This window comes from Polynucleobacter yangtzensis (assembly GCF_027924165.1).
Taxonomy (GTDB): Bacteria; Pseudomonadota; Gammaproteobacteria; order Burkholderiales; family Burkholderiaceae; genus Polynucleobacter; species Polynucleobacter yangtzensis.
On record NZ_AP026973.1, the window covers coordinates 1436253 to 1447771 of the forward strand.

18 protein-coding genes are annotated in these 11519 nt (G+C 43.5%); 6 read left to right on the forward strand and 12 right to left on the reverse strand.

Going from position 1 to position 11519, the window contains the following annotated elements; all coding sequences use genetic code 11:
* Window positions 1-66 precede the first annotated feature (66 nt).
* The 7 genes from QMF28_RS07130 to QMF28_RS07160 all read right to left on the reverse strand — a co-directional run bounded on the left by QMF28_RS07130 (window position 67) and on the right by QMF28_RS07160 (window position 4073).
* Entirely contained in the window at window positions 67-888 is an 822-nt protein-coding gene (locus QMF28_RS07130) for a M48 family metallopeptidase (protein ID WP_281741959.1), read from the reverse strand.
* Entirely contained in the window at window positions 888-1265 is a 378-nt protein-coding gene (locus tag QMF28_RS07135; protein ID WP_068324166.1) for a carboxymuconolactone decarboxylase family protein, read from the reverse strand. The genes QMF28_RS07130 and QMF28_RS07135 overlap by 1 nt, the downstream gene beginning before the upstream one ends.
* A gap of 172 nt (window positions 1266-1437) precedes the next feature.
* Window positions 1438-2058 carry a DUF6803 family protein gene (locus QMF28_RS07140; RefSeq protein WP_281741962.1) on the reverse strand — a complete coding sequence of 207 codons (621 nt, stop codon included), beginning with the start codon at window positions 2056-2058 and terminating at the stop codon, window positions 1438-1440.
* Between the two features lie 69 nt (window positions 2059-2127).
* Window positions 2128-2481: a hypothetical protein gene (locus QMF28_RS07145; protein WP_281741963.1), complete on the reverse strand. Its 354-nt coding sequence runs from the start codon at window positions 2479-2481 to the stop codon at window positions 2128-2130.
* Between the two features lie 92 nt (window positions 2482-2573).
* Window positions 2574-3212, reverse strand: coding sequence for a cytochrome b/b6 domain-containing protein (locus QMF28_RS07150; RefSeq protein WP_068324168.1), 639 nt, complete (start codon window positions 3210-3212; stop codon window positions 2574-2576).
* Window positions 3209-3667 (reverse strand): diheme cytochrome c, encoded by a 459-nt coding sequence (locus QMF28_RS07155; RefSeq protein WP_281741965.1) that lies wholly within the window; start codon window positions 3665-3667, stop codon window positions 3209-3211. Before QMF28_RS07155 ends, QMF28_RS07150 begins: the two co-directional genes overlap by 4 nt.
* 7 nt (window positions 3668-3674) lie before the next feature.
* On the reverse strand, window positions 3675-4073 hold the full coding sequence (locus tag QMF28_RS07160; protein WP_425594891.1) for a DUF1924 domain-containing protein: 399 nt from the start codon (window positions 4071-4073) through the stop codon (window positions 3675-3677).
* Window positions 4074-4233: 160 nt separating this feature from the next.
* Here QMF28_RS07160 and QMF28_RS07165 point away from each other — a divergent pair, with 160 nt between their 5' ends.
* Together QMF28_RS07165 and QMF28_RS07170 are read left to right on the forward strand one after the other, a co-directional pair.
* Window positions 4234-4650: a MarR family winged helix-turn-helix transcriptional regulator gene (locus QMF28_RS07165; protein WP_281741966.1), complete on the forward strand. Its 417-nt coding sequence runs from the start codon at window positions 4234-4236 to the stop codon at window positions 4648-4650.
* 125 nt (window positions 4651-4775) lie between these two features.
* Window positions 4776-5165, forward strand: coding sequence for a tautomerase family protein (locus QMF28_RS07170; protein ID WP_281741968.1), 390 nt, complete (start codon window positions 4776-4778; stop codon window positions 5163-5165).
* Window positions 5166-5254: 89 nt separating this feature from the next.
* Here the strand turns inward: QMF28_RS07170 and QMF28_RS07175 are convergent, their stop codons facing one another.
* The 5 genes from QMF28_RS07175 to QMF28_RS07195 all read right to left on the reverse strand — a co-directional run bounded on the left by QMF28_RS07175 (window position 5255) and on the right by QMF28_RS07195 (window position 9028).
* The gene (locus QMF28_RS07175; RefSeq protein ID WP_281741970.1) at window positions 5255-6124 is read right to left on the reverse strand and encodes an NAD(P)-dependent oxidoreductase; all 870 of its coding nucleotides are present in this window, start codon (window positions 6122-6124) and stop codon (window positions 5255-5257) included.
* 77 nt (window positions 6125-6201) lie between these two features.
* A complete protein-coding gene (locus tag QMF28_RS07180) occupies window positions 6202-6393 on the reverse strand; it encodes a hypothetical protein (RefSeq protein ID WP_281741972.1) in 192 nt (63 codons plus the stop codon).
* Window positions 6394-6395: 2 nt separating this feature from the next.
* A complete protein-coding gene (locus tag QMF28_RS07185) occupies window positions 6396-6788 on the reverse strand; it encodes a VOC family protein (RefSeq protein WP_281741974.1) in 393 nt (130 codons plus the stop codon).
* A gap of 16 nt (window positions 6789-6804) precedes the next feature.
* Window positions 6805-7740, reverse strand: coding sequence for a hydroxymethylglutaryl-CoA lyase (locus QMF28_RS07190; protein WP_281741976.1), 936 nt, complete (start codon window positions 7738-7740; stop codon window positions 6805-6807).
* 94 nt (window positions 7741-7834) lie between these two features.
* On the reverse strand, window positions 7835-9028 hold the full coding sequence (locus QMF28_RS07195; RefSeq protein WP_281741978.1) for a CaiB/BaiF CoA transferase family protein: 1194 nt from the start codon (window positions 9026-9028) through the stop codon (window positions 7835-7837).
* A 111-nt stretch (window positions 9029-9139) separates the two neighbouring features.
* On the opposite strand from QMF28_RS07195, the gene QMF28_RS07200 reads away from it, so the two are divergent.
* The 4 genes from QMF28_RS07200 to QMF28_RS07215 all read left to right on the forward strand — a co-directional run bounded on the left by QMF28_RS07200 (window position 9140) and on the right by QMF28_RS07215 (window position 11516).
* The gene (locus tag QMF28_RS07200; RefSeq protein WP_281741980.1) at window positions 9140-10057 is read left to right on the forward strand and encodes a LysR family transcriptional regulator; all 918 of its coding nucleotides are present in this window, start codon (window positions 9140-9142) and stop codon (window positions 10055-10057) included.
* 68 nt (window positions 10058-10125) lie between these two features.
* Window positions 10126-10362, forward strand: coding sequence for a hypothetical protein (locus tag QMF28_RS07205; protein WP_281741982.1), 237 nt, complete (start codon window positions 10126-10128; stop codon window positions 10360-10362).
* A gap of 79 nt (window positions 10363-10441) precedes the next feature.
* A complete protein-coding gene (locus QMF28_RS07210; protein ID WP_068324195.1) occupies window positions 10442-10867 on the forward strand; it encodes a universal stress protein in 426 nt (141 codons plus the stop codon).
* 112 nt (window positions 10868-10979) lie between these two features.
* Window positions 10980-11516, forward strand: a complete 537-nt coding sequence (locus QMF28_RS07215) for an isochorismatase family protein (protein ID WP_281741984.1) — start codon at window positions 10980-10982, stop codon at window positions 11514-11516.
* Window positions 11517-11519 lie beyond the last annotated feature (3 nt).

Here is an 11519-nt window from a genome sequence, read left to right on the forward strand (position 1 = left end):
CAGGGGGAAACACTTTAAATTTTCCGATACCACTACTCAATAATATATTCCGACAATTGCCTAATATTATTGCTGAGAAAGTCGGCCGGATTTACCGACAATACCCGCTGATGGGTCAGGCGTTAGGTTATTGCACTCAAGCTTATTTTCTTTTAAGTACTGATTTGCCAGCTTCACGCGATCACCAATTCCAGGGTGTGTATATAAATAAGTAAGTGCACTAGAAACGGCAGAATTTTTATCTATAACATATTGAATCTTCAAGAAACCACATGGTGAGTAAGAGGCATCTATCAGCCACTTCATACCCAAAGGATTTACCTGATCTTCAATCCCTTTATCCTGAACACGCTTTGCCTCATCAATTGCAGCGCCCGCACCATACCCACCAGCAGCAGTTGCAAAAAGAGACACCCCGGTGCTGACAATTTCTTTAGTCACGAAATATTTTACTTCTCTACTATCCTGAACATCAGCATTATCGCCAGCGGCTATATGGGCATATTGATGGCTCATGGCGGCGGCCAAAGACTCTTCATCAGCTCCAAAGATATTGAGAAAATCAAAACTCATCGCTACATAACTTTTGCCATCATGCGATAGCAATAGCAAGGTATGAAAATCTGAATCAACCAGGGCAATTTGCATATATTGCCCTTGTACAGGTACGATCTTATTTCTAACTGCCAGAAGGTTCTGGAAATGCTGTTGAGTGATTACATAAGGCTTACCACTTGCACTATTGACACGCACATCCCCATCAGGAATCTGAGCAAATTGAGAGTCTGACAAATAGACGACATCATGAATTTGCGTTTTATATAGATGTGCGCATCCAGAAAGAACAACCACTACTACCAACAATAGCCCTAAAACTACAGGCTTCATTAGATTCCCATCTCTTTAAAGACCTCTTTAGCCACACGGAAACTATCAATAGCCGCAGGTACGCCACAGTAAATGGCTACTTGCATAAATACCTCTCGAATTTCTTCCTTGGTAATGCCATTGTTAATAGCGCCACGAACATGTAATTTTAATTCATGCGGACGATTCAAGGCGGCAATCATTGCTAAATTCAAGAAGCTACGTGTTTTTCTCTCAAGCCCAGGACGATTCCAGATCTCATTCCAGCAGTACTCTGTGACCAATTCTTGCATTGGCATATTGAAGTCATCTGCATTTTTTAATGAAGTCTCTACATACTCAGCACCCAAAACTTCTTTACGTGTTTTTAAGCCTTTTTCAAATAGTTCGCGGTTCATGTGTTCTCCTATTTTTATCAATGAATCAAAAACAATATATCTTAATCAAGGCTAGACTTTTCCACAAAAAAAAGATGGGTAGTCGTACTAGCTAGAAAAAAGCCCCCGAACTTTCATTCGAGGGCCCTATTAAGCAATCTTGTTATTTAACTCCCATCGGAGCACCTTGCTATTAGTGCTTATGGCTTTGGTTTCCCATAGGCATTGGAGAAGAAGGCGCACTTCCATTCATCATTTTTTGATGATCGCCCATCATCTGTTGGTGCATTGCAGGATCACAATGCTCGTAGTCATTGGACCCGCTCATTTGATGAGTGCCCGCACCCTTATAGCCAAGAATACTAGGGTCAGCCATACCGGCAATCATGGCGATATGCCCAAATACCAAGAATAGAGCTACACATATCGCATGAATTTTGAGCTTACCCATTTGATCAAGTGCTTTATTTACAAGACCTAGCTCTTGTAAGGCAATCCAAATTAATGGAAGACCAGCAATGACATAAGTAAATACGGCAATTACGTCAATGATCGTTCTCCACTCACCTGCCTTAGTAATGGGGATGATGGCATTAGCTACGATGTAGTAAATGATGCCAACAAAGTAGATACCTACTGCAATACCAGCAAATCGATTGAGGTAATAGACAGCCCCATCAAACTTTCGGGTAAACAGTAAGTACAACTCTGTAATAGCTAAGGTCTCCGCCAGAATGACTGGGATGGCCATAAAGATAATTAAATTCCAAGGCTGGTTAACAGCCAATAACTCCATGTAGTGAGTCATGTTCATTGTATTTCTCCAAAATAAGTGTGTGATTTGACATCACAAATCAAGCTCATGCGTAATGCAAAAAAGAGCTTAGGATTTTGGAGGTTTATAGATGTAGCTGATCATCGGCTGAAGTGCCAATGAAGAATAGCTAGAGACTGGTATTGCATTGAAATCCGCAGGAGCCATTACTGCAAAGGGGGAAATAAATACCAATCCTAAGCAGCATTGATAACTATCGCCATGACAAGGCTGCTTACTATTGCTATCCGATGCATTGCTAGCCACATCATCACAATGATGGGCAGAGTTATCAACCGCAGCAACCTGATGATGGGTTTGGGAAACCGATGATTGAGAAACGGGTTGCTCAATAGGCATCACTGCCGCATGAATCAAGCTGGCAAATAGGCTTAGGCAAAGAGCGATACATATCTTTCTCATTTCTTAATTCTATGCCTATTTGGTGGCTTTGTCTCTTGAGGTGATATCGCCATATAGCAGATATACCTACTGGTAGCCTATTGCCGTAGATCTTACTGAGTAAGACTAGGAACAGCTCCTGTCAGGATCATATAAAAGCAGTAGATAGAGCCTAGAACAAGCAAGAGCCCGATCAAATACTGAGGAAACCGAATCGCCTCTTCTGGCAGGCCCTGCTTTTTACCTGTCACCATAGATCTCACTAGATTCTCTTTTTGGAGCAAGCTCATAATGATCGCAGCGGCAACGTGAACCACAACTACTGCTAAAGCTAGGCTGGCAATTGCTTCATGCGCTTCACCCATTAAGTCGCCTAAAAATTCTTTCACACTGAAGTAGCCAGTGAGACCTATTAATAGAATCAATAGCATGAGGCCGACCATCACAATTCCGCCTACTGGGTTATGCCCAGGGGTGCTGTGTTGATCACCGCTCAAAAGGCCCTTAGCGTGCTTCATCATTTCTGCTGGGCCCTTGAGAAATTGGGTAAAGCGCGCGTATCTTGTACCCATTATTCCCCAGAACAATCTGAAGAGCACCAAAGCACAAGCAGAATAGCCAAACGCATAGTGAATCATCTGCAGGCGCTCGCTCTCAGAAGTAAGCCACGCTCCTGCAAAGCAAATTACTAGCAGCCAATGAAAAACACGCGTGGGGATATCCCACACCAAGATGGTTTGTTTATTGCTCATTTGCCGGGTATCGATATATTCTTTTCACTAAAGATACCTTCAGCTGCAGTGGTGTGACAGGCTCCACAGTTAGCTGGGCTTTTAACGCCCGCCCTCTTCCAAACATCGGCTTTGATCTCATCATGCTTACGAATAAACCAAGAAGTTTTGGTAATGCGATTTTCTGGGGCTACTACATTATATTTTTGCTTAGTGGCGGCATTCTTTTGCAGCCAGACAGAGATTTCTTTTTGATCTTTTGCATCAAGACTTGCATCGGTGCCAAAGTGTTTATTCAGACTGCTCATGACATTTTGCCAACTCTTTTCACTCAAAAGTCCTGGCGGATAAGCCATGTGACAGCTGGCACATTCAGCTTCATAGGATTTAGGCATATCTGATGGCATAGGCATCTTTGCCGCAAAGGCTGGAACAGTCATCAAAAAAGCAAACATTAATGTAAAGAAGTTTTTCATGAATGCCTCATTTAATAGTCATTAGCCAGGCAAGAACATCCGCCTTTTCTTGAGCGGTACAGTCACGCCCTAGAACATCATTACAGTTGCGCTTAAACCACTTATCTGCTTTAGCTTCGTCAGTAAAACGTGCTGGATTGGCATTAGGTGACAAAGGCTTGATTACCTTGCCAGTAACAATGTGCTTAGTATCGTGATTGGGCGGGTTTTCGTGGCAAGAAGCACAACTCCACTCTTTACCATGCTTGGCATTAAAAAATTGCTCGCCCCTGGCTGGAGATGCTTTGCCAGACTGAGACTCATAGGTCTTTAAAAGCTCTTGCGGAGTTGCTGCACTAGCCAAGCCAAACAAACCCAATGATGCGGCTAATAAACAAATTCTCATTACTGTTAATTCTTTATTCATTTCTCAAGTATGCGCCCTTAGGATGGCTAGACTGAATACATCACGAAATTACTCGGGATTGACGGAATGATTATCAATTAGCCTCTCTCTTTGATTGACAATAAATATCTATATTAATTATTTAGTTGCATAGCTAACAATTTGGTATTACACTGCTCTTATGTTTGAACAATGCCTCTACTTCAATACCACCAGCCTAGCCCGTCAGCTAGAGAGGGAATGGACTGCTGCATTCAAGCCATTCGGCTTAACCCCTTCCCAGGCATTTTTGTTGAGGGTGGTTTTAGATAAAGCGCCGCAATTGCAAAGTGAATTGGCTGCACAGATGAATATCAGTCGCCCTACTGCTACTAGAGGATTAGATGGTTTAGAACGTTTGGGGCTAGTAAAGCGCATAGCCTCTGAGAGAGATGGTCGTGAGCAAGAAATCCATCCGACCAAGAAAGCCTCTGATATGAAAGACGCCATCAATGCTGCCAGTGGTGCCGTTACTAAGCGCCTTAAGAAAGAATTAGGTAGTGATCATTTTGAAGAAGTTGTTGGACAGCTACGTGGAATTAGCTCTGCCTTGAAGTAGTTGGGGCTTTTTTATTTCCTTAATAGTTGCATAGCTAACTTATTTTGTTATCTTTTATCTAGTTTTTGTTGTTCCGTTGTTTGCTTTTCTGTTGTTTTATTTGTTGTTTATCAAAGGAGAAGGTCATGCCAATTTTGAATGTGAAAGTCAGTGGGCAAAAGAATATTGCTACCACCAAAGCAATTAATGAACTATTGCTAGATCTTACCCATCGGATATTGGGTAAGAAAAAGGAAGTAACCTCGATTGCGATTGATTACGTAGATCCTGATTACTGGTTTGTAGGGGGCAAACCTTTAAGCGAGCAAGATAAGAGTAGTTTTTACTTCGATATTAAGGTTACCGATGAAACTAATACCAAGGATGAGAAAGCTCAGTACATTGAAGAAGCATTTTCAGGCTTCGAACGAATCCTAGGCAGCCTTCATGAAGAAAGTTATATCTACGTTCAGGATGTGAGGGCTACTAGTTATGGTTATGGCGGCAAGACTCAGGAATACCGATACCACCAATAAACTTAGCATCATCGAATTTATATAAACGAATTGAAAAAGCCCTTGAACTTTCATTCAGGGGCTTTTGTTTTTTCTGCTTCTAAGGATTTTTATTTAATGTATCTCGTATAGATCACTTGCGTTCCATCGCGTGAGCAACCTTTGGCAACTAATTCATCGTAGAGTTTTTTGGCCAAGGCTAATGCTGGCAATTCCAGCTTGACCTTATCAGCCTCTTCTAGAGCAATGCCTAAGTCTTTTAAGAAATGCTCTACATAGAAGCCGGGAGCGTAATCACCAACAATCATCTTCGCGCCTAGATTGAGCAACTGAAAGCCAGATGCAGCACCGCCGCCGATGGATTCCATTACCGTTTCGGGATTGAGGCCTACTGATTTGGCGTAACCCAGACCTTCAGCTACACCCATGATGGTTCCAGCGATCACAATTTGATTACACATCTTGGTATGTTGCCCCGCACCAGGACCACCCTGTAACACTACATTGGTGCCCATGATTTTGAGAACTGGTAGTACTGCATCAAAGTCTGCCTGCTTGCCACCCACCATGATGGAAAGTTTGGCATTACGTGCACCGATGTCTCCACCAGAAACTGGTGCATCCAAACTATGGCAACCACGCTTTTCTGCTTCTTCTGCAATTCTCTTTGCTAGAGATGGGCTAGAAGTTGTCATATCGATGAGATAGGCATTCTTGGCGCGATCCAAAATATTGCCAGCGCCAAAATAAACTTGTTCTACATCGGATGGGTAACCCACCATCGTGATGATGACATCAGACTCAGCAGCAAGATCGCCAATGGTGTCAAACCACTTAGCGCCTTTAGCAACCAAATCATTGGTCTTGGCTTTTGAGCGATTAAATACATGTAAAGGGTGACCAGCAGCCAACAAGTGCCCTGCCATGCTTTGACCCATGATGCCTAGGCCAATAAAGCCTACTTTTAATTTATTGCTCATTTGTTTCGTCCCTTTTGTAGTATTTTTTAGGTAATTTCTTTATCAACTGATTATATTGTTCTACAGGGAGTTGGTGTTTATTCGTCCCAAGGAAAGCGCGCGCGGGATAGCTCCTCCATGATTTCACGCTTACTCTTACCCGCTTTTCTGGAGCTATACGAGCTTTGTTGATTTTCACCGTGCTGGTCAGGGGTATCTGCTTGCTCTTGTCCTAACTCTTCTGTCTTAGGACTTTCCTTTTCAGGCTCTGTATTCGAGTGGTTGGTCATGATTAAATAAGCTCAGAAATTTCAATGAGGTTTTGATCGGGATCGCGCACATACACAGAGTTAATCTTTTGTGTTGCTCCGGTACGGATCACGGGGCCCTCGATGATTGGCCAAGCTTCAGCTTTGAGCTTTTCAATCACTTGCGTAAGTGGGCGATCAGCAATAAAACAAAGATCCAATGCTCCAGGTGTTGGAATATCAGCCTTGGGCTCAAACTCTTTACCCTTGATATGCAAGTTGATCTTTTGATTGCCGAACTTAAATGCCTTACGCTCTACTGGTGGAGTACCGCCAATAAAAGATTCCAGTTTCATTCCCATAACACGGGTATAAAAATCGACGCACTCCGCCTCCTTTGCGGTAGTGAGTACTAAGTGATCTAAATGGTCAATCATGATTTATTCCTTCTGCTTATTGAGTACGACGTAATTCATCTACGTAGCTTGGCTCTGGATGTAATGTATAAGTGCTACCCGCCTTAGCAACCTGGCCTGGTACCTCATGCCCGACAATCCTTGGCAACTCTTTAGCAAGCTGCAATAACTTAGGAATATTCATTCCAGTGTCATAGCCCATCGCATCAAGCATATGAATGGCATCTTCACTAGAGATATTGCCACTTGCTCCCGGTGCATATGGGCATCCACCCAGACCGCCTAAGGAACCATCAAAGCGCACAATGCCAGATTGCACTGCGGCTAGAACATTGGCTAAGCCCATGCCTCTGGTGTTATGGAAATGCAAAGTCAGTTGCAAATTAGGAAAACGTTTTTGCAATACCTCACTCATCTTTTTAACTTGATCGGGATTGGCCATGCCCGTTGTATCGCAAATCGTCAGCCCTCTTACACCTAGATCAGCAAAGCGTTGTGCAAATTGCTCAACCACAACTTGAGGAACTTCACCTTCCATAGGGCAACCAAAGCATGTCGATAGTGAAACATTGATTGGTGTTCTGCCATCAACATATTTAATCACTTCGGCAAGCCCTGCAAAACTTTTCTCTCTACCCATTCGCAGATTGGCGAGGTTATGCGTCTCCGAAGTCGACATAACGAGATTAAATTCATCAGCCTTCGACTCAAAGGCGCGCTCTGCACCTCTTAAATTGGGCACCAAAACGGTGTACTCCACTCCTGGCACCCGCTTTATACGACCCATCACCTCCTCTGCATCACGCAGCATCGGAATTGCCTTAGGCGAAGTAAATGAGGTCACCTCAATTTTGGCAAATCCGCATTCGCTCAACTCATCAACCAACTTCACCTTATCGTCTGTTGGCACAAAGTTAGCTTCAATCTGCAAGCCATCCCTCATTACTACGTCATTAAAATAAATTCTGGTCATTTTTTCTCTTTGCTTTTCTCTTTGCTTTTTTCTTTGCTTATTCTCTTTAGTTATTTTTTCTTTTTTACTTTATTTTTGTTTTCTTAGTTTTTCTTTACTTCGTAAATGCTATGCCGCGCTCTTTTAAGGAAGCGACTTGATCATTTGTGAGTCCAATGCTTTTTAGAATCTCATCAGTGTTCTGACCGATATCTGGGGCAAGTGTCTTAATCGATCCTGGAGTGCGAGACAGCTTAGGAATAACTCCAGGCACATCCACCTTAGTTCCATCTTGCATCTGAATAGTCTGAATGTTTCCCCTGGCTTTGTAATGAGGATCGCTAGCGATATCAGCAACGGTATAAATTCTGCCGGCAGGAACTGCAACGGAATCGAGCATCTCTAATGCCTTAGTAGTGCTGACTGTCTTGGTCCACTCACCAATTGCCTGATCCAACTCAGCCACACGTTTAACGCGACCATCGTTATTTTCTAGTTGCGGATCATTACCTAAGTCATCCCTACCGATGACTGTCATGAGGCGCTTAAAAATACTGTCGCCGTTACCAGCAACCAATACGTAACCGCCATCAGCGCATTGATAGGCATTAGTTGGCGCAATGCCCGGCAAGGCACTGCCAGCAGCCTGGCGCACTTCACCAAAAGCACTGTACTCGGGCAGCAAGCTTTCCATACAGTTAAAGACTGCCTCATATAAAGCGATATCAATGATTTGACCTTTGCCGCTAATGTGTCGCTCTTGCAGTGCTAACAAAATACCAATCACACCATGCAAGGATGCCAAGGTATCGCCAATACTGATGCCTACGCGGACTGGAACTCTGCCAGGCTCAGCGGTGAGATGACGTAAGCCACCCATGGCTTCTGCTACAACACCAAATCCAGGCTTATCTTTGTAAGGGCCAGTCTGACCGTAACCGCTAATACGCAGAACAATGAGTTTAGGATTGAGCTCGAGTAATTTTTCTGGATCAAGACCCCAACCCTCTAATGTTCCAGGGCGAAAGTTTTCAATTAATACGTCCGCTTCTTTTAACAGGGTTCTGACAATGTCTTGAGCTTCTGCCTCTCTTAAGTCTAAAGAGAGTGAACGCTTATTGCGTGATTGCACCTGCCACCAAATTGATGTGCCATCTTTTAACAGTCGCCATTTACGCAAAGCATCACCAACCTTGGGCGGCTCGATCTTAATGACATCAGCTCCAAAATCCGCCAAGGTTTTTGCGGCAAATGGTCCAGCAATGAGCTGCCCCATCTCAACGACCTTTAACTTTGCTAACGGCTCCATACATTCCCCTGAATTGCTTTTATGACAATTTACCCTTCTTCATAAAGGCTGAAAATTGCTATTTATGGGCATATCCTTCTCATTTTGCGAAGGTATGGGTAGAATTACCCCATGAAATCCCCGCTAAACCCCGCCAGAGTCGACTTTGTTACCCTCAAGCTATTCTGCGCCATTGTTCAATCTGGCAGCATTACCAAGGGCGCAAGTGAATGCAACCTAGCCCTTTCAGCAGCCAGTAGACGGATATCTGAATTTGAAGAAACGGTCGGCATAGCTCTCCTGGATCGATCGGTCAAAGGGGTTACGCTGACACATGCAGGTCATGCAGTCATGCAGCATGCTCTGCGCTTGTTTCAGGGTTTTGAACAATTGAGTAATGAGTTGGGTGAATATTCCAAAGGCGTCAAAGGTCATGTGAGACTTTGGGCCAATATGTCTGCTCTAACGGAGTTTCTGCCATCAGCTTTAGCAAGCTTTTTAAAAGACTTCCCAGAAATACAAGTTGAGGTGGAAGAGCAACTCAGCGGTGACATCGTGAGAGCACTCATGGATGGCATTGCTGATATTGGTGTTTTTGCTGAAGGCCCTATAACCACCGGATTAGAAACGCACATTATGGGCAAAGACCAATTAGTCATTGCTTGTAGCAAAGATCACCCCTTAAGCAAAAGAAAAAACATTTCATTTGAAGAGTGTCTTCAATATGATTTTGTAGGACTGAATCGGGGCAGCTCTCTCCTGGAGCTAACATCTCGCAGCGCCGAGAGGCTGGGTAAGCAAATGAGTTTACGGATTCAGGTGCGTAGCTACGATGCGATGTGCCAAATGATTGCTGTCAATTTGGGCATTGGCGCATTACCTATCCAGGCCTGCGCCGCTCAAATTAAGGCTATGGGCTTGAAGGCAGTTCAATTAGAAGATGCGTGGGCAAAACGCAACTTATTAGTAGCAACCAAGGCGGGGATTAACCATTCCCCAGCGACCAAACTACTCAGCCAGCATTTACTGGGCAAACAGAACTCTATGTAAATTCTTGAGTGAATTTATCAAACGCTCATTTCTATGACACGCCATAAAAATAGGCATAAGATGAACTTATGACAATTTTGTTTTTACTACTCTCTCCGGCATTATTTGCTTTGTTCTGGATTATTCGATTTCAGATCTGCAGTGCTCGCCGTAGGCGCCTTGTCGACACTTATGGCATTGACTCCAAAAAACTCAGAAAGCTGAGCTGCAGGGAAGTCACCAAACTTCGCAAACAGATCGAAGAATTAGAAGAAAAGAAGGATTCCTTTGGCCTTGAATCAATTGTTCGGCCATACAGGTCATAAGATAGCCTGAAACCATTGTAGGCACTCTATATTTAACTTAAACTGAGTAAAGAATTCATAAATAACGAAAGGGTTAAAAATGAAAGTACTACTTCCTGTGGATGGTTCTAAATCCTCTTTGAATGCCGCTAAATATGTGGCCAAAATGGCTAAGAATTCCCGCAGCCCTGTAACGGTGACCCTAGTCAGCGTCCACGATGACATTGGTCTTGGCCACGTTAAGCAATTCGTAGCCAAAAGCGTAGTGGATGATTACCTACGTGAAGTCAGCGAAAAAGAATTAAAACCAGCGCAGAAAGTATTGGATGCTGCCAAGGTTAAGCACAATATGGCTATTAAGCGCGGTCAAATCTCAGAAGAGATCATTGCCTTAGCCAACAAGGACAAAGTTGACATGATTGTGATGGGCGTTAAGGGTCGCAGCGGCATCTTAGATGTTCTAGTTGGCTCCGTTGCTCAGCGCGTTTCTAGCTCAGCAAAGCAACCTGTCTTATTAGTGAAGTAATTTAAGCATTTTTCGCATCTAGCTTAGTTGGTTGCCGCCGGCAACCAACTTCTCTGATCACACCATTATTCCAAAGCGTTAGCCCCTCGAGAGACTCTTGATTGCAAAATAGATGGTGAAGATAAATCCAAATCGTTCTACCCTGGTTTTAATCGACTTACAAAGTCGATTAATGCCTGTCATACATCAAGGAGAAGAGGTTCTTAAGCAATGCATCAAGATCGCTAAAATCGCCAAACTTCTAAATATTCATATTGTTGGCACCGAACAAAGCCCGCAAAGTCTGGGGCATAACGTTGATGTAATCACCAAGTTATGTAAAACCACCGTTGCAAAAGATCGCTTTGATGCTTGCCAGGATGGGCTCATCAATGCGCTATCTAAAAATAGAGAGCATCTGATTCTTGCCGGATGTGAAACACACGTATGTGTAATGCAAACCGCCCTAGAGTTAGTGCGGCAGAACTTCAAAGTTTCTATTTTGGTAGATGCGGTTGGGTCACGTAGATCCCTGGATCGAGATATCGCCCTTCATCGCCTTGGCTCGTCTGGAGCAACACTTCTTACTACTGAGATGCTAGCCTTTGAATGGCTAGGAAACGCCTCTAATGAATCCTTTAAGGATGCATTAGCAATCATTAAATCCTAGGTT